The sequence below is a fragment of the Paenibacillus sp. UNC499MF genome (assembly GCF_900107975.1).
GTDB lineage: Bacteria > Bacillota > Bacilli > Paenibacillales > NBRC-103111 > Paenibacillus_F.
Genome location: NZ_FNVF01000006.1, coordinates 205,997 through 224,095, shown reverse-complemented (window position 1 = coordinate 224,095; position 18,099 = coordinate 205,997). Strand labels below are relative to the sequence as shown.

Here is an 18,099-nt window from a genome sequence, read left to right as displayed (position 1 = left end):
TAGCTATTATTAATTAATGTAAAATATAGTTCTATTATTGGAATCTCTTCAACAATCTACCTTAGTTTCACCAAGTGTACTGAACAAGGGAACTTATGTATTGAATTTGTATACCGGGACAAGTTCACTTATCGATGCTTATGGTGATTATTACACGTCTTTGATTAATGTATATAATTAAAATTTGTTTGAAGTTTAAACACAGTGCATATTAATATCATTCCGACCGTCGTTAACTAACAATCTTTTAAAGCTACTACTCAGGTGATACACTTACTCCAGTGCGTCAACATAATCAGTTTTGGTTCCAGAGTAACTCCGAACTCATTCTGAATGGCAACCCAAACTGCATAGTCTTCAAGATTATTGTTTTTTTAAAACCATATGCTTTCATCTCTGGTTTCCCCATCAAATCAGTTATTTTGAATCAATAAAGGCTGGACCCCCTAGCCGTTAACCGTCGGTTCTTCTCCAGCTCCAACCCCTCGAGACCTTTACTACTGCTCAGAAGGACAATCCCGTCTTCTAAGTCCTATAGCAATCCGTCTTCCAGTTGCTCAAGCACGCGGCTCCACCAATGGTCTTCGTCTGCCAGACTGGCCGCATCCTTCTCTTCAAACATAGCGCGCATCCGTGTCAACTCCGCCTTACGGTCGAAGATCGGCCGGTTCGGACGCTGCGAGACGATCTCGCCGCGTTGGAAGGCAGCCAGCCGTTCGCGCATTTCCTCCGCGGTCCATATCGTCGGTTGATCATCTTCGGAGTGACTTGCTATAAAAGATCGGACGCAGGATAAGAACAACAGAAACAGATGGATATCTGAGTTAACGAATCCTGTTTGCCCGGAGGCTGAATGGAACGAACGTAGATGTCCCGAACCTTGAGCCAGCACCAATATTGAGGCTCCATTCGTATCCAATGGGCAATAGCTTGCCTTCGCCATCGTACACAAGCCCCATATCCGCGAACGATTGGAACCTAATGCCCAAGACGGCATCCGTGGGCTCGATAAGAGGCAGCCCTTCCTTAATCAAGAATGCCTCTAACTTCTCGGGCAAATTGGCGGATCTAACGAGATCCGGATCGTAGAAGACAGCATTATTCAAAGCTCCATTACCTCTCCTTTACTATGAAATCCGTGTTTTATTTTACTTCTTTATTGAGCCACTTTTGAAACGTACTAATTGGTGCATCTCTCAAAAAATCGTCATATTGCGTCAAATAGTGGACTCTTGAATTTTTAACTGAAATAACTCGTAACTCCGTATCGAATGCGTCTTTAAAGATTCCGCCTTCGCTAACAATCCAATCTATAAGAGTCATCTCCTCTTTACTGCTGTGTAATATACTTAACATCTTTTGCAAACATTCTTAGTAATCTTTTTAAATCATCGTTATCTTTGGGCGGCATGTCAATCATTAGTAAATTCATCAACTTTCTCCTCGATCTGCCGATTCTTTATCGTTTCTTTCTCTCTAAGCAATTCATCTATGTGATATTCAATCTGTGACATTGTTTTCATTTAGTCATACCTTTCTATTTGAATGAAGTCCGCGTTTTAACCATCATTAGCCAATACCTAAAATATCCATGAACTTTTTAGCATGTTCAGCTAAACTCGTTCCATCACCGGCAATAGTATTTATGTAAGAAAGCTTTTCAGAAGTAGCTTTTAAAATACCTCTTTTGGGTTTTTGGGATTCAATCTGATCGGTAGCTGTTTCTACTAGATCAATCGCTTCTTCTTTTTCTTCTTCTGGTAAGTTCGATTCTTTTAGTAGCCTCACGAGTTCTTGAGACAACCGCATAAGATCCATTTCGCTATTATTGTCTTGCACTGCATTTACTACTCCGCCTGTCTGTGCAAAATTAAGCTGCCCAACATTTCCCTCAATTTTAATTCCTGAATTACTGTTTTGGTCATATTCCATATCTATAGCAATCCCTCCAAGGTAATCGGCAATACTCGTGTAAAGTCTCTTTGTTACCATACTATTGAACTTTAATACCGAACTACTATATGTGTCAGAATAACCATCGCACAGGCCTCTATAATCTCTATTATTCTGCGCGACGTATTTCAACAACTGATATATATAAGATATCTCTTCGCTTTTATCTAAAGGTAGTTGAAATATTTCCATGTAAGGACGCTGATTAATAACTGTTTTCATATCGTATGTAACAACCTCATTTTTCAAAATGAAATCTTTGATCAGGGGTTGATTATCTATATAGTTTAGGAAAATTTTTAATAAACGAAGCGCTTCATCTATATCTTGAGAATTAAGTAGATCGGAGGAGACTCTTCTAAAATCAGCATTGATTTTTTTGAATTCTTTTTTGCCTATTAATATTTTCAACTATAACACCCCGCAAAATGGACAATATACTAAGGAGCTATTAACAGCTACAATATCAAGTTTCACAGACTTATCACAGCAAAGCATTTTATATTGCTGCAATTCTTCATTATTTTCAGCTAAAATTCTCGGCTCTTTGTTTGTTAAAGATTTGCCTTTTGTAAACTTGATGTTTTTATTACCCTTGAACATTTTTTCCATATCCTTTACGAGATCTTTCATTATATTGTTCATTTCATTTTCGGCAATCGTTTTTGCATGCTCTACAATATCTTGTGGAACAAATGCTTCTTTAGGACTCACAAGACCACAATAAGGGCAATAGATTTCAACTATATCCTCTTCAATATCTTCAAGCATTAACTTAAATTGTTCTCCACAATGACCGCACTCCAATGTGCTAAATCCATTGTCATCATTTGGTTTTGATATGATCACATGCTTAATGCTCAAGCCTATCAACTCCTTTACATATGAAATCAGACTTTTATTTGCTCAGCCAACTCTTTAAATTTCAACAATAATTCTCTTGAATGCTTTAATTGTTCTTCTAAAGCACCATTGTAGTTATCGTTTTTAAAATGTACACCATTAATAATCCAATCTACCGACACTCCATAAATAGAAGCAAGCTTAGATATCGTCAATAAATCGGGTTCACTGACATTGTTTTCATAACCGCTTATAGTTTTGTTGTTTATACCTGAGAGCTTGGAAACCTCTCTTTGAGACAACCCTTTAAGTTCTCTAGATTTTTTAAGTCTAAAGTGATATTTCCTCTTTTTTAGGTGCCACTATTTGTTCTTCTTTTAATTGACGGCCGAACAAAAAATCTAGCGTAACATTGTAGAAGTCAGCTATTTTAATTATAAAGTGAAAATCAGGTTCTCTAATATCGTTTTCGTATCCTGAATATGTAGTACGAGCAATATTCAAAGTTTTTGCAAGATCGCCCTGTGATAAACCTATTGATTCTCTTAAGTATCGAAGTCTTTCGCCAATTGACATGTCTTCACCTAATCTTAAGATTGTTTTTTGCTTTTTATATGTTCAATTTAAGGAATAAAACTGCTATGCTCGATTCTGCTTTTACTCCCATAAAAGTAACATTTTATTGTATGAGTGCATTCAAAACAACACTATAAAACAGGACACATCATAGGTCGGAAATATATGGTATTATTATCTTGAATCTATTTAATCAAAGGAGTGAGTAAAATAGCTACTACAACATTTAAGGCATCAGCACACTTGCAAGAAGGTGTTGTTGTAAAAGTAAGTTCAAGAAGTTTTGAGTTTACCATTGACGAACCCAAAAGTCTGGGAGGAACGGATACTGGAATGAATCCAGTTGAAGCGCTTCTAGGTTCGTTAGGTGCATGTCAGTCAATAGTAGCCCGAGTGTATGCGAAAAAGTTTGATATCAATCTTGATGACTTTCGAGTTGAGGTCGAAGGGGATCTGGATTTGGATGGATTCTTTAAAAAATCCGATGTGCGTCCAGGTTATTCTGACATTCGTTATACTTTTTATATCAAAACAGACGCACCCAGAGAACGAGTTGAAGAATTTATTCAATTTTTAGAAGAAACTTGCCCTGTTGGTGATTCAATTGCTAATTTGGTCAATCTCAAATTAAACGGTATTGTAATCGAAAATTAATCTGAAGATAGATTTACTTAGCACCCTGTTTGGGTGTTTTTGTTTCTAGTCAATTCTATAAAATTAAAATTGTATAGGCTATTACGGAATATAACGTCTGAGTACTACTTCACAATTGATTGATGATACTTTCCTTTTATCATTCACTGTTTCATAACCATAATTCCACCTTTTCCCCTTCCGCTCGGAGCGCCATCAATAGCCTTCTTCTTTCCAAAATTCATTCAACATCTTCATTTTTCCATTTGTTTTTATAAACAACTCCCATGAAATCAAACTTTTATCGTCCATTCTCATTTTATTATTCATATCCACATGTATATACAAAGCACTCTGGACAGTTTCACCATCACACAATTGAGATCTGACTTTATCCACGCTTCAGCTTCTGACATCTCGTTACATTTAGACAACGTGAATGACTTTTCATTCTAAGCACCAGCTTCAGCTTTGCAATAACGAAGGCTTAAGACATTTTACAACATCAAAATATTATTTTCTTTTATATTATAAGAATTTCGACAATGGTTAACTTAACTTTTGTTGCTTTTTGTTAGCTGCCATTTACTCGTAAAAATTTTAAGCACTAACCATTCGAATAATTAAGTTGAACTCATTATTCTGCATTGAAGGCGGCAGTTTTTCACGTATTATCACGTTATAATGAAATAAATAAGCAATCCTTCTTGTGGATGGAGTAGTGAAAAGATCAGTTTCTCTAAACACGAAGAAGTCTTTGATACAAACAATAATGTTTTCGAGTTTTTAGCGAACATAAAAGTGGACAGTGATAATGTTATCATGCTTCAACAATTACTGGAGGGCACATGAACACTAAATTTGTAATTATCCTTATTTCACTTTTATTTTTTTCAGCATGCGGCAGTAAAACGTTTTTAGCCACGGATTTAATCAAAGATGAGATATATCGTATTGACATTCGAGATGGTGGCAACGGTGTACTTTACTCAACATCTGATAAAAAAAATAATTAATGAATTATGGTCACAATTAAGCAGTGTTTCCTATGTTTCTGGCAGTTCTGCAGATACTTCAGGCGGATCAACGCTTCGCATCTTTGATAAAAACAATCAAGAGATCGGCAACCTGATACACTATGAAACGGTTTATATAAGGGTAAATGAGAAGGAATATAAAGCCATAAAATCTGTAGACCTAAAAAATGTTTATGAAGCTATTATTACTGAACAGAATAAAGTAAATGAGTGATTTGAATAAATTATTCTGAGGGATTTCCCTCCTTTTTTATTGATTATTTATTATAATTTCTCGAAATCAATTCAGTACCCTGTCGGCTTTTTATCATAAAAGATCCGTTTAGAGTATCTTTACAATGTATATATAAGCCGCTTCTTTCCGGGCATTCAGCATCTTATTTTCTATTGTGAATACCTATCCTCCGATCATATAAAAGACGTTATTTCACCCTATTTCAACAATAAATTTACGGCTAAATGAGACTATCCCCGCTCTATTGGAGTGGGGATTCTCTATTTATGTTACTTGAAAGAGTTCTACTTATGTTACTAATTATGATAGATGAAAAAACATCAGATCTGCCCCTCATTCCTAGGGCATTCTCCAATTCATGGCGTACTCCCCACACCCACCTTCACCACATACTGAACGCCTCCATCCTTCCAATCGGCATCAACGCTGTAAACATAGACCCCTTCCTTATCGGGAAGTACTACTTCATAGGGCGATTTCATTTCCACACTCTTATTCTCCCCGTCACTGATTACCTGACGAATTTGAGGAATACTTTTGGGTTCTTTTTCAAATGAAAAAGTAAGTATGGAGTGTTTAGGCACGATGACCGCTTCTTTATCTTGGACTGTAACCCAAGGCGATCCGTACCCTTCTTTTCCTAATCCCCAATAATAAGATACCGTCCTTACAGGCACTTCGATACCTGTATCTTTTATAAATGCTTTCGGAGGTGAAGGCATGGGTTCTCTATCGAAAAATTTGAAAAAAGCTGCGGCATAGACGGCTGCCCCAAGCAACAAAATCACGACAACTGGTTTCTTCCTCAAGGGGTTCACCTCCCCTATTTTTTTCCATTATATCCCACGCTAGACTCATAAAGAAACACCGCCTACTATTTTTCCGATGATCTCTATTCAATGTCGTTTCTGCTGATACCTTTTAACTGAAGGCATGGGCAGTTTTTCGTTTTAAGGTGAATTGTAAATAAAGTACATTTTTAAACTCACCTATTAAAAGAAGTACACCGAAGTCATGCAACTTTTCCCAGTTCTATATAGTCTAATTATGTATGCACATACAAATAAGGGGTGTTTAGCTTTGAAAAAGTTCTTGTTAGGTTTGGCATGCGGAGCCGCTTTAACCGCTACCACGGCGGTTTATGCGTCGGAAAGTATCCAGGCGTATCTTTTTCCGGTGAAGTTTGTTATTAACGGTGAAAATAAAACACCAAACGGCCCTGTAGAAACGCTGAATTACAACGGAAGCGCTTATGTTCCGATTCGTTATCTCGCGGAAAGCATGGATTCTGCCGTTATTTACGACCATCCGTCCAAAACCATTACCATCGATAGCCGCTTTACGATTGTGGACGTCAACAACCCTTATTCGAAGGCCGGTTTTTTATCGGTATCTAAAGAAGGTGACCATGCCAAGATAAAAGGCAAGCTTTATATCGGTCACGGCTCTTGGAATCACAAATTCATTGACGCTATGAAATCCATGAATCCGACTGTCGATTACTCTAAAACTCAAGGAAGCGGAAATCTTGTTTTCTGGAATGCCAAAGGGGAAGTTCTGGAGAAAGTGCCTTACCAGATCTCTGATATTTTGAACCAGTCCGAACAGATCGTTAATTTTGAAACGACCAGCCAAAAAGACATCACCGGCTATGCCGCGGTTACCTTGGAGCAAACGAACCCGAGTCCCCGTCCTAATTTTAATTACAAAGAAGAAACGACGTTCCGGGATCATGAAGGCAAGGTCACTTTAGGGATTTTAAATATGGTTAAATCCGGAGAGTATACGGTCGTAAGAGCGGGACTTCAATCAAAAAATGCCGACGTTACCCCACAGTCCGTTATTACCGTTACTTTTTTCGATGAGAATGGCAGCAGCCTGGGGTCCGCGAAGACGACGCTTGGCGAAAAACCGGATGTGATGTATGCGATTTTGCTGGGAAAAGGTGATTTCACGGCCTATAAAACCGCCAAAGTCGAAGTCAGCGGTTAATTCCGTGCCACTAAAACGATCAAAGCTAACCCCTTTATAAAAAGGGATTAGCTTTTTTGAATTCATCCGGCCCGATATTTAAAATCAGAGGTGTCTTTCTATGAAAAAGATGGTGACTATTGCGGGTTTATTGATCGTTTTAATAGCCGGTTATTTATACGCTAACCGAACTTACTCTTTTAAAATGTCGGAAGAAGGATTCCCCCTGCCGGCAAGCGCCGTTTTTAAAAACAAAATAATCCGCTCCGAAGGAAACATCTACCTGTACACATGGCCGGGACTTCATCAAACGGACGGACTGCCCGGCAGCTATAGAAGACATCTCGAAAAACAGGGCTGGAACTACTTGCGCGATCAGAGCGAAGGAGCCTCTTTCATATTCGCAAAATCCGATGGTACCGTCTTAAACGTTTCGGTATACGAGGAAGAATTGTCGATTTTTCAAAGCCGCTTATAAGGCGCCCATCGAAATAAAAGAAATCTTCGCGCTCCCGCCTCACTCGATCTCCCCCGACCTCCTTTCCTCAACCCCGCCGCCGCTTGCAGTGTGTTCCTGGTGCATAAATCCCCAGCCGCACATATCCGAAAGTACGGTGCCCAGCGTACGCCCGTGTTCTGTCATCGAGTACTCCACTTTCGGCGGAATCTCCTGATAGATCTTGCGGATGATCAGCCCGTCGCGTTCGAGCTCGCGCAGATGATTGGTCAGCATCCCCTGGGTAACGGACGGGAGAAGCTTGCGAAGTTCTCCGAAGCGTTTGGTGCCCTGATGAAGCAGAATAAACAAAATCAGGGGCTTCCACTTACCGCCGATCACCTCCAGCGTCGTCATAATTCCGTCGGTCGTCCCCGGCAGCCGGTCATTTAGCGGCATCCTATTCCCCTCCGATGTCTCTTTTGTACTCTTTTCCTTTTTCTGCTACTTTACCAAATCACTCCGATGAATAAAAGTACTTCTCTTTTTCGTACTAAGTCTTATTTTTCGTACCAAGCGCCACTGCAGGAAAGTATGATTTGACAAACTAAGTCCCGTTAAAAATCCTACTTCCCAAAAATAAGATTCTAAACAATAATGGGAGAGCAATCATTTTCTCCTGAATTTACCAATTTATTTTGAAAGGATGCTCAATCATGAAAATAATGGTGATTACGGCTCATCCCGACTTGACGGCTTCCAGAGTTAACCGCGCTTTTGCCCGCAAAGCTTCTGAAGTTCCCGGCGTCTATGTGCGCGACCTTTACCGGGAATATCCCGAGTGGTCGATTGATGTGGAGAAAGAGCAGCATCTTCTCACTCAGCATGACCGGATTGTTTATCAGTTCCCTCTATACTGGTACAGCTCGCCTCCCCTGCTGAAAAAATGGTTTGACGACGTGTTTACTTACGGCTGGGCATTCGGAACGAACGGCGTCCACTTGGCGGAAAAAGAATTTATGGTCGCCACAACAGTGGGCGGAACCGAGAATCAATACCGCTCGGGTGGTTCCAACTGGCACACGTTAAGCGAATTTATGAAGCCTATTCAGAGCACGGTTCTGAAATGCAGCGGTGTTTTTCTCCCGATTTTTGGAGCTTTCCATTTGTCGGATGCGTCCGAGGAAGAACTTCAGGCGGAAGCAGATCGTTATGTGAAGCACATCGTCAGCCCCAGAGATGTCCTGGCCGATTAACCGGGCCAAAGAAAAGAGAACCAGTTCATACGAACTGGTTCTCTTTTCTTTGGGTTGAACAGCCACAGCTGCATTCGCGGCTGGTTCCGGCGGAACGGTTGTCTCGCAACCTCGCGCCCGGTTATGCACTGCAATGCGCTGCACGGTATTCGATCACCGGAATCAGGAACCGGACGGTTTTTACGGTACAGTACCGGCGAGTATTCGGCACGTTAAGCCAGATCTTGCACTCTCAAGCCGCGCTGCAAATCCCTTCGTAAGAAAAGCCGTCCCCTTGCCTTTCGAGCATCCCGTCAACCTGCCGAACTTGTTGCCCCTTTACTGGTATAAAGTGACAAGTTCGGGGAAATCTACAGACAAGTTTGCGAGAAAGGAGTGAGGCATGTCCGTGAAGCTGTTCAACTATTTGTTCCGCAAAAACAAAACAGCCGCTCCTGCGCCCGTTCAAACCGAATCCGAGCCGGTCACCATCAAGTCCTCCCTTGCCGAAAACGCAAGGTATCTTGACCAGACGCTTTTTCATACCGATGATCTCGTAAAGCTCTCGCTTACGTACCAAAACCAGGCGCTGCTGCTTTGTTATCTCGATCCGATGTGCGATGAGGTAAAAATCAGCCGCTTCATTCTCACCCCTCTTGCGGAGTCCGAGGAACAAAATCTGGCGGATGTGCTGACCGCTCCCAGGGTATACGCGCAAACTTCGCTGGATGAAGCCGCCGATACGCTGCTGCGGGGGCAGGCCGTTCTTTTCAAGGAAGGCAGCACGGAGTGCTATTCGATTACGGTCAATGCGGAAGTCAAGCGGACCACGGAAGAGCCCCAGAACGAAAAAACGGTCCGCGGCCCCCATGAAGGCTTTGTCGAAAATATGACGGTTAATCTGCATCTGATCCGCAAACTGATCAAAAACCGCCATCTCGTTATCCGCCGTTATACGCTTGGAAAAGAAAGCCGTACCGAAGTCGCCGTCGCCTATCTGAGTCACGTCGCCAAGCCCGAGCTGATACAGGAAATCGACCGGCGTCTTCGGACAATTGCAGGGGCCAATATCTTATCGACCGATCTCATGGAAGAATATATCGAGGACAAGACGATCTCTCCATTCCCCCAGCTTCTGACGACCGAACGCCCGGACAGGGCCGCGGCCAATCTGCTTGAAGGAAGAGCGGTCCTGCTGTCAAGCGGTTCTCCCAGCGCGTTCGTTATGCCGGTGACCTTCTTTACTTTCTACCAGTCTCCGGACGATTACTACAGCCGTACCCTTAGCGGTTCGTTCATCCGGTTCATCCGGCTGCTGAGCTTCGTCATTGCGATTACGCTGCCCGCTTTTTACATCGCGGTCATTACGTATCATTATGAGGTTATTCCCGCCGAGCTGCTGTTTCAAATTAAAGGCAGCGTGGAAATGGTGCCTTATCCTCCGCTTCTGGAAGCCATGTTCATGGAGCTGACGCTGGAGCTGCTGCGGGAGGCGGGAATTCGCCTGCCGGGTCCGATCGGACAGACGATCGGCATCGTCGGAGGTCTTGTGATCGGGGACGCGGTCGTACGGGTGGGGCTCGTGTCCTACCCGATGATTATCGTCGTCGCTCTCACCGCTATTTCCTCCTTCGTAGTCCCTTCGCATGAAATGAGTGCTTCCGTACGTCTGCTCCGGTTCGCCGTCATGATTCCGGCGGCTCTGCTCGGCTTTATCGGAATCATGTTCAGCCTGATTTTCATACTGATTCATCTGTGCAAGCTGGAATCGTTCGGCACGCCTTACCTGACACCGGCGGCCCCTTTTCGGCTGAAAGGCTGGAAAGATACTTTATTCCGGTTCCCTATGTGGAAAATAGACAAACTCGTCTACACGGCTAAGCCTAACGCGAAAAAGAATACCGGAGACTCGAGGGAGCTGCAGGAGAATGACACCCAATTCGAATAAAATCAGTCCGAAGCAGATGCTCTTCCTCATTCTCCAGACTCAGATCGGCGTCCAGGTGCTGTACCTGCCCTCCCGGGTACAAGCGATCGCCAAGGGCGACGCGTGGATGTCGATCCTGCTCGCCGGACTAATCAGCCAGCTGCTCATTCTGATCATGTGGGGCTTGAACAAACGTTTTCCGTCGGCCACTTTGTATGATTTTATGCCTCATCTGACGGGCAAAGCCGTGGCCGTGTTCATCCAGGTGCTGTATATCGTTTATTTTACGGCCCAGAGCAGTCTCATTCTGATGTTCTTCTACGAGGTAATCCGCGATTGGGTTTTTCCCGAAACGCCGAAATGGCTTATCACCGGGCTCATGGTGTTCGTCTGTGTTTATTTGACGCAGGAAAATCTGAAAATCATGGCCCGTTTTTTTCTGCTGGTCAGCAGCGTGTTTCTCATCATGATCTTTATATCCGCGTATGCCTATACGCATTCCAATCTGCTTTACATTTTCCCGATCGGGCAGGCCGGGCTTCTTCCGGTCGTGCGGGCGGCGCATGAAGCGATGAATACGCTGAGCGGCTATGAATGGATTCTTTTTTGCTATCCGTTCGTGGAAGGAACACCCCGGCAAAAACTGGCTGCGGTATCCGCCGCTAACGCTTTTTCCACCCTGCTGTATACGTTTCTCGTCTTTACGAGTCTCGTCGTATTCAGTCCTGCCGAGCTTCCCCTGCTGCCCCACCCGGTTCTGTATATGGTAAAGGCGCTGACGTTCGCTATCATTGAACGCCCCGATCTTTATTTTCTCTCGGCCTGGATCGTCGTTGTCGCCACTTCCATTATGGCTTATTTGTACTTGGCTTCGACGGGCATCGCCCAATTGTTCGGCAGAAGCAGCCACCGCAAGCCCGTATTGTATACGGCCATGTCGCTTATGGCGGCCGCGCTGCTGATCCGGGACCAGAACGTGATGAGGATATTAGGGAAAATCGTCTCGCTGTCGAGCTACGCTTTCCTTGCGGCCATCCCTCTGTTGTTGCTGCTGATCTCACTTGTTTTCCACATTCGCGAAGGCGGAAGGCGGCTGACTAAATGAAGCGCATATACCTAACAGCGGCAAGCCTGCTGATCCTTCTTCTGCTCTGCGGATGCTGGGATCAGCAGCTTCTCAAAAACTCACGTATCATCCATATCGGGGGATTCGACAAGGGAGAAGACGGCAAGCTCAAATCCACCGTCGCGTTTCCCGACGTATCCAGCGTGGAAGGGGGCCGCAACGAAACCAACGAAGTCCACACGGTCACAAGCAATACGACCCAGCACGCCCGTGCCATGCTTGATCGCGAAATATCGGGGGATTACTCCCCGTCCAAGCTGCTTGTTCTGCTGCTCGGCGAAGAATGGGCCCGCGCCCAGGATATCATGCCATACATGGATGTTTATTACCGTGATCCGAAAAGCCCCCTGAACGCACGGCTTGCGGTCGTCAAAGGGAGGGCGGAAGACTTAATCAACCTGAAAATGGTCGGGACCAAGCTGATCGGACGCTTTCTGGACCATCTGCTCGAAAATATGGAAGACAGCACCAATGCCCCGAGGGTGAATTTCCAGTCGATCGGGCCTGTCAAACCCGGACAGGATTTTGCCCTTCCCTACGTTTCCCTTCATAACAAAATACCCGTCGTTCAAGGCACGGCGCTGTTTCATCATAACAGGATGACGGCTTCCCTTTCTCCGGAGGAATCTCTTCTCTATCTGCTGCTCGGGGGACATAAAGGGGAAACGGCACGCCTCACCCTTCCCGTCGACATAGACCAGGAGCGGGAACGTCAAGTGAGAGCGGAACGTTTTATAACAGTCGATCTCCATAAGGCTTCGCGAAAAATGGACGTACAGCCGACGGAGAGCGGCCCGGTTAAGGTTAAGATCCGGCTGAAGATCAACGCGGCTGTCATTGAATACCCTATGGACCGGCTGAACAAAAGAGAGACGGTTCAGAAACTGAACACGGCTCTTTCCAAACTGCTGACTGAGCGGGCCAAAGCCGTTACGCGTAAAATACAGGAAGCGAATCACGACGGATTTGGTATCGCGCTTAGATTGATGGCTTTTCATCCGCAAGCATGGAAGAAGATGGACTGGGAAGAAGACTACAAGGAAGTCCAGTTCGAGCCGTATGTCCGGGTGAAAATCGAACGGAAGGGGATTAGTTTCTAGGGACTGGTTCTTCACGATTGAATCTCATAAAAAACCAGGAAACTCATGAAAGAGTCCCTGGTTTTTATCTTTTATGCCGTTTCTAACGCTCCTGCATCAAGCCCCGCCGCTATACGATCCCGGCCATGGATGCCCGTTGAAAATCGGCCAGGCTCACGCTTTTGCCGCCGTGCAGCCGCGATTCTTCCGCGCCGAACGCCATCAGATGGCTCTGCAGCGAAGCGGAGGCGGACGTCCGGCTTGCGGCAGGGGCGGTGCCGTATTCGCGGACATCCTTCAGGAAGGAGGCGACCATGCGCTCGTCTCCTCCTCCATGCCCGTCGCCCGCGATGTTGCAGCGGACCTCGACCGCTTCTCCGGTAGCGAAGCGGTGCAGGGTGTACGAGCCCGTGTCCATGTCGCCCAGGATTTCGCCGCGGGTCCCCATGATCTGGACCCGTCTGCCGCCGCCCTGGGTAAACCCGGACATCGTGAAGGCCGCGGTCGCTCCGCCGGCAAATTCCAGGTTCACGACCTGGTGATCCACGACATCGTTATCGCAGCGGTACACGCAGCGTCCGAACGGTCCTTCCTTCAGCGCCTTTACGATGCCTTCCTGGGACAGGTCGTGTGTCATGTAACGCGCCCATGGATGATCCGGCGGCTGAATGTAGAGCTTCAGCGCGGAGAACGGGCATTCCTTCTCGACCTCGCAGCCTTCGATACATCTGTCGGTCGATCCCGCGGGAGCGTTCTCCTTTTTGAAATGAAACAAGGAGCCGAATGAACTGACGCTCTTGCACTCCCCGCCCATCAGCCAAGAAATAATGTCCAGATCGTGGCACGATTTGGCCAAAATCATGGGACTTGTTTCTTCCGCACGGCGCCAGTTTCCCCGTACATAGCTGTGGGTCATATGGGCGTAGCCCACATTTTCGGTCAGCTGGACGGACGCGATATCGCCGAGCTCTCCGGCATCCAGGTGCTGTTTGATTCCCGACCAGAAAAGAGAATACCGCAGCACGTGGCTGACGACGAGAAGCCGGTTATGGTATTTGGCCGCCTCCACGAGCTGAACGCATTCCTCCAGCTTGGGCGACATCGGTTTTTCCAGCAGAACGTGGTAACCGAGCTCCAGCGCCTTCATAGCCGGCACGAAATGCATCCGGTCCAGCGTGCTGATAATCATAATATCGGCGATTTTCCCCCGCTCGAATGCCTGCTCCCACGAAGAATACACATATTCGGGCTTGATTCCGTGTATCCTCGATATGAGCTTCCGCCTGCCTTCATCGGGCTCCGCTACGGATACGATGTTGAGTTCGTGGGGGTATTTCTCCGCATACGGGCCGTAAATGTAACGTCCCCTGCTTCCGGCACCGAGCAGTACCGCTGTTAATGCTGCCACATTACTTCCTCCTCTTGCTTCGGCTTATGTTCCGATTGTACAAGAGAGAGGCACCGGTCTAAAGAGACTGTTGGTTACTTTCATATACTTCTGTTGACCTGCGCTCCTGCGTTTCCGTAAGCCCGCTCGAATCCTTTCCAATACGAGAAGCGGCAAGGGTATTCCCGCGCTCTGCCGCGCTTCCCTTGGCTGCCGCACTGCTCCCGATCAGCCGTTGTCGCCGCTCGCCCTCCGGCTCCGGTATTCCTGCGGAGTGGATTCGTTCTGCTTTTTGAAAAACCGGATAAAAGCCAGGGCCGAATTGTAGCCCAGCAAAGCGGCGATTTCTCCTACCCGCATCGGACTGCCCAACAGCAGCTCCTTGGCTTTCAAATTCCGGTAATCGTTAATATAATCGGACAGTCCGATTCCCGTCATCTGTTTATAAAGCCGGGACAAGTACGACGGATTAAGGCCGACGTGGTCGGCAATGGCGTTCAGCGAAATATCCTTCGCGAGATTATCTTCTATATATGTGTGAACCCGATGGACAAGCTCGTCCGGAAAATGGGCCGCCTGCTCTCCGTTCCAGTCAAAGATAAGCTCCGCCGTCTGCAAAAAGTACGCTTTAAGCTCGGCGACCGACAAATCTGCCTCACAATGGAACAAGATCGACAAGTCGTGGCTGCTGTTCAGGTGCGCCCTCAGTTCGTCATTTTTGTTCACATACGCCAGGAAAACGGCTGAAAGAGAGTGATACACTTCTTTTTTCCGCTCAAACGGCCAGTCCTCGCTTTCCCACAGATCGCTGATCTCCTTGTATACGTTAAAAAATTCGCAGCGGTGACCGTTCTCCAGGCATTTTCCGAGCAGCTGCACGCGGGCAGCCGTAAAAAACTCGCTTCTTTTCTGCACCTGGCCGGTTTCTCCGTGATTTTCGGGAACGGGTTCCGTCAGAATGATTTCATTTCCGAGGCCGGCTCCGAACAAAAAGTTATATTTCAGCTCATGAAATTTGTCGGCAGCGTCCGCCCACGAAACCGGATTTTTGCCTACCACAAAAGAAACCGGCAGCTTCAGCAGATTTTTGCAGGCCCGCTGGATCGTTTCAAGGGCATTTCCCGTGAAGTGCCGCGTCTTTTCCCAGTCGGTACGGGAAATATCCGTCCCAGAGCACGATGATCCGCCCGGCTGGATAAACCAGGCGATTTTCACCTGGTCGTATACGTACGTGTAGACGCGTGCGCCCGGCGACAAAATTTCTTCGGCGATATTTTGTACGGCATATACGAAAAGCGCTTTATCCGGCGGCGTCACCATTTCTCTCCACACGTCCACTCTGCCGAGAAGCAGCAAAACCGGCTCTTTCCCCCCAAGGGGGATACCGATCTCCCGGAAATGGCGGTCAAGCTGCTCCGCGTCGGGCCTTTTTCCCTGAAGCAGACTGCTTACATATTCTTTCTGCAGGGAAGGCAGCGCCCTCTTCATGCTCTCCTCGGCGCGTTCGAACATTTCTTCGCGCGCTTTTTCTTCGTCGAGCTTGCCGATTGCCCGCGTTACGGCGGCGATGATTTTCTCGTCGCTTTCTATTTTCAGGAGATAATCGAAGCCTCCGTATTTGACCGCATTCTGCACATATTGGAAATCATTGTAGCCGGTCAGAAAAATCACTTTGCACCCAGGCCAGTTAGTCTTGATTTCCCGGAGCAGACCGATGCCCTCCAGCCCCGGCATTTTAATATCCGAGATGACGAGATCGATCCGCTTGTTCTTCAGCAGCTCCAACGCCTCTTCCCCGGAATATGCGGTGTGAATTTCCAGGGAAAGCTGCGGGGTTTCCTCGAAAAGCTCCTTCAGTCCCTCCACGATAATCGGGATATCGTCTACAATCAGCAGCCGGTACATTCTGTTCCCTCCTCTAGCTGTTTCCGATGTGAATGCCTGCCTTCAGACCGCCCAGCTCCGACCTGTCCACGGTAATTCCGTATCCGGCCCCATAGCGGAGCTGTATTCTCCGGTGCACGTTGACGAGACCTGTCGTCTCTTCAAGCTCACGGCCTCCGTCCGCCAGACGCCTGCGGAGTTTGCCAAGCCCTTCGTCCGTCAAGGTTGTGCCGTTATCTTCCACATAGATGGCGATTCCCTTCGCGTCTCTGCGGCTCCAGATCCGGAGCAGACCGGCGCCGGGCGTGCTTCCGAGCGCATGTTTGTAAGCGTTCTCTATAATGGGCTGAAGGATCAGTCGGGGAACGCGCGTGTCAAACTCCTCCACTTCGAACACCGCTCCAATGCGGTCACCATAGCATACCTTCTGCATATCCACGTAAGTACGCGAATGATTGATCTCAAGCGAAAGCGGGATCTCGTCCTCATCGTTACGGGTAATAAAATGAAAATAATCCCCGATATACAAACAGAATTGGTAAGCTTTCTCCTTATGCTCCGACTTAATCAGACGGCACAGGACAAAAAAGCAGTTGTACAAAAAGTGCGGATTAATCTGGGATTGCAGCCGTTTCAGTTCCGAGCGCTGGCTGCGGATTTGCTGCTCGTAATTTTGCTCGATCAGTTCCCTCAGCGAATGGATCGTCTGATTGAACGCATGGTACAAATACCCGAATTCGTCGTTACCCCGGTCGACCGGAATCAGCTCCAGCCGGTTCTGCTGGACACGTCTGAACGACTGTACGAGCTTGAACAGCGGCCGGTATATAAGCCGGAACAGGAAGAACGAGAAGAACAAGACGACCGCCACCGCCAGAACGCACGCCCATCTGAACCATACCCGGTAAGTCTGGATAGGTCCGAGCAGGGTATTCTCGGGAATGCAGCTGACCGAATACGAGTTCCACAAGGTCGAGTAATTGTAGACCGCCAAATACCGGTCACTGCCGACCGTAATCGTCTCGAACCCCTGTTTCTTTCCTTCCGCGCTTTTTTCCGTGATAAAAGCCTTCGCCGTCGCCAGCAGCCCCGGATCTTCACCGCTCTGAAAATTCCATCCGCGGTCCGTATTGATCAGCAGCGTTTCCCCGCCGAAGGAGCCGCTGATCTGCGCCAGCGACTGTCTGATTTTGGCCGTCGACAGCTCGACGCCGATTACGTACAGCGGCTCCCGGGCCGAGTTCGAGGGTACCTGCATGCTCAGGAACAGCCGGTCGTCCCAGAACACGAAGGGCTCGTCGGGCCGCTTGTTCCGCAGCTGAAGCGCTTCATATTCCTCCAAATCCACGAAGGTATCGTATTTCACGCTGAGCAGTGTCCGCTGGATGAGCGGCACATAGGCTTTCACTTCCTGAATGAACGCGCTCGAATCTTTGGTCAGGTTCAGGCGCTTCTGAATGCCCAAAATTTTTTGGGACCGGTCGTAGTCCGACAGTTCATTGCCCATCGCGGCGATTTCCTGAAGATCGCTGTCCGTTACGTAATTCGGCAGAAACCGGTTGATCCGGTCCGCCTCCTTGTCCAGCGAGTCCAGGTAATACCGCGTCGTGTTCAGGATGGACTGGGACCTTTCCTCGCGGATACTCTCCGACCCCTTTTCATTAATCAGCCAGGTGATGGCCATGATCGGAAGCAGGGCGGCCATAAATACCGCCATAATTTTTTTGAAAATGGAGGAGTCCTGCAGGCTGAGATTGAGTTTCATGAATACCGCTCC

The 18,099-nt window shown here is 46.9% G+C and carries 18 protein-coding genes; 7 read left to right on the top strand and 11 right to left on the bottom strand.

The features are described 5' to 3' along the window. Nucleotides 1-532: 532 nt before the first annotated feature. From C4S74_RS15150 to C4S74_RS27030, 5 genes are all read right to left on the bottom strand, one after another. Nucleotides 533-943 (bottom strand): SUKH-4 family immunity protein, encoded by a 411-nt coding sequence (locus tag C4S74_RS15150; RefSeq protein WP_181024433.1) that lies wholly within the window; start codon nucleotides 941-943, stop codon nucleotides 533-535. Nucleotides 944-1,569: 626 nt separating this feature from the next. Then, entirely contained in the window at nucleotides 1,570-2,364 is a 795-nt protein-coding gene (locus C4S74_RS15140; RefSeq protein WP_103996127.1) for a hypothetical protein, read from the bottom strand. Continuing rightward, nucleotides 2,365-2,817 (bottom strand): hypothetical protein, encoded by a 453-nt coding sequence (locus C4S74_RS15135; RefSeq protein ID WP_103996126.1) that lies wholly within the window; start codon nucleotides 2,815-2,817, stop codon nucleotides 2,365-2,367. Between the two features lie 26 nt (nucleotides 2,818-2,843). Continuing rightward, entirely contained in the window at nucleotides 2,844-3,098 is a 255-nt protein-coding gene (locus tag C4S74_RS27035) for a helix-turn-helix domain-containing protein (RefSeq protein WP_258042496.1), read from the bottom strand. Between the two features lie 28 nt (nucleotides 3,099-3,126). Next, a complete protein-coding gene (locus C4S74_RS27030) occupies nucleotides 3,127-3,372 on the bottom strand; it encodes a helix-turn-helix domain-containing protein (RefSeq protein ID WP_258042495.1) in 246 nt (81 codons plus the stop codon). 210 nt (nucleotides 3,373-3,582) lie between these two features. On the opposite strand from C4S74_RS27030, the gene C4S74_RS15125 reads away from it, so the two are divergent. Continuing rightward, complete coding sequence (locus C4S74_RS15125) at nucleotides 3,583-4,026, top strand: OsmC family protein (RefSeq protein WP_103996256.1); 444 nt, start codon at nucleotides 3,583-3,585, stop codon at nucleotides 4,024-4,026. A gap of 195 nt (nucleotides 4,027-4,221) precedes the next feature. On the opposite strand, the gene C4S74_RS15120 is transcribed toward C4S74_RS15125, so the two are convergent. Continuing rightward, nucleotides 4,222-4,404, bottom strand: a complete 183-nt coding sequence (locus C4S74_RS15120) for a hypothetical protein (protein WP_103996125.1) — start codon at nucleotides 4,402-4,404, stop codon at nucleotides 4,222-4,224. Between the two features lie 540 nt (nucleotides 4,405-4,944). Here C4S74_RS15120 and C4S74_RS15115 point away from each other — a divergent pair. Further along, nucleotides 4,945-5,256 carry a hypothetical protein gene (locus C4S74_RS15115; protein ID WP_103996124.1) on the top strand — a complete coding sequence of 104 codons (312 nt, stop codon included), beginning with the start codon at nucleotides 4,945-4,947 and terminating at the stop codon, nucleotides 5,254-5,256. Between the two features lie 377 nt (nucleotides 5,257-5,633). Here C4S74_RS15115 and C4S74_RS15110 read toward each other — a convergent pair whose 3' ends face one another. After that, nucleotides 5,634-6,086, bottom strand: a complete 453-nt coding sequence (locus C4S74_RS15110; protein WP_103996123.1) for a hypothetical protein — start codon at nucleotides 6,084-6,086, stop codon at nucleotides 5,634-5,636. Between the two features lie 271 nt (nucleotides 6,087-6,357). Between C4S74_RS15110 and C4S74_RS15105 the strand changes: the two genes are divergently transcribed. After that, a complete protein-coding gene (locus tag C4S74_RS15105; RefSeq protein ID WP_103996122.1) occupies nucleotides 6,358-7,269 on the top strand; it encodes a stalk domain-containing protein in 912 nt (303 codons plus the stop codon). A gap of 496 nt (nucleotides 7,270-7,765) precedes the next feature. Here the strand turns inward: C4S74_RS15105 and C4S74_RS15095 are convergent, their stop codons facing one another. After that, nucleotides 7,766-8,143 carry a helix-turn-helix domain-containing protein gene (locus tag C4S74_RS15095; protein ID WP_103996120.1) on the bottom strand — a complete coding sequence of 126 codons (378 nt, stop codon included), beginning with the start codon at nucleotides 8,141-8,143 and terminating at the stop codon, nucleotides 7,766-7,768. Nucleotides 8,144-8,400: 257 nt separating this feature from the next. On the opposite strand from C4S74_RS15095, the gene C4S74_RS15090 reads away from it, so the two are divergent. The 4 genes from C4S74_RS15090 to C4S74_RS15075 all read left to right on the top strand — a co-directional run bounded on the left by C4S74_RS15090 (nucleotide 8,401) and on the right by C4S74_RS15075 (nucleotide 13,072). Next, on the top strand, nucleotides 8,401-8,940 hold the full coding sequence (locus C4S74_RS15090; protein ID WP_103996119.1) for an NAD(P)H-dependent oxidoreductase: 540 nt from the start codon (nucleotides 8,401-8,403) through the stop codon (nucleotides 8,938-8,940). A gap of 382 nt (nucleotides 8,941-9,322) precedes the next feature. Continuing rightward, a complete protein-coding gene (locus tag C4S74_RS15085) occupies nucleotides 9,323-10,867 on the top strand; it encodes a spore germination protein (RefSeq protein WP_258042494.1) in 1,545 nt (514 codons plus the stop codon). Next, nucleotides 10,848-11,951, top strand: coding sequence for a GerAB/ArcD/ProY family transporter (locus tag C4S74_RS15080; RefSeq protein WP_103996118.1), 1,104 nt, complete (start codon nucleotides 10,848-10,850; stop codon nucleotides 11,949-11,951). The genes C4S74_RS15085 and C4S74_RS15080 overlap by 20 nt, the downstream gene beginning before the upstream one ends. Continuing rightward, the gene (locus C4S74_RS15075) at nucleotides 11,948-13,072 is read left to right on the top strand and encodes a Ger(x)C family spore germination protein (RefSeq protein ID WP_103996117.1); all 1,125 of its coding nucleotides are present in this window, start codon (nucleotides 11,948-11,950) and stop codon (nucleotides 13,070-13,072) included. The genes C4S74_RS15080 and C4S74_RS15075 overlap by 4 nt, the downstream gene beginning before the upstream one ends. Nucleotides 13,073-13,181: 109 nt before the next feature. Here C4S74_RS15075 and C4S74_RS15070 read toward each other — a convergent pair whose 3' ends face one another. From C4S74_RS15070 to C4S74_RS15060, 3 genes are all read right to left on the bottom strand, one after another. Continuing rightward, nucleotides 13,182-14,459 carry a Gfo/Idh/MocA family protein gene (locus tag C4S74_RS15070; RefSeq protein ID WP_103996116.1) on the bottom strand — a complete coding sequence of 426 codons (1,278 nt, stop codon included), beginning with the start codon at nucleotides 14,457-14,459 and terminating at the stop codon, nucleotides 13,182-13,184. 207 nt (nucleotides 14,460-14,666) lie between these two features. Beyond that, nucleotides 14,667-16,343 (bottom strand): response regulator, encoded by a 1,677-nt coding sequence (locus tag C4S74_RS15065; RefSeq protein WP_103996115.1) that lies wholly within the window; start codon nucleotides 16,341-16,343, stop codon nucleotides 14,667-14,669. 13 nt (nucleotides 16,344-16,356) lie between these two features. After that, nucleotides 16,357-18,087 carry a sensor histidine kinase gene (locus C4S74_RS15060; protein ID WP_103996114.1) on the bottom strand — a complete coding sequence of 577 codons (1,731 nt, stop codon included), beginning with the start codon at nucleotides 18,085-18,087 and terminating at the stop codon, nucleotides 16,357-16,359. Nucleotides 18,088-18,099 lie beyond the last annotated feature (12 nt).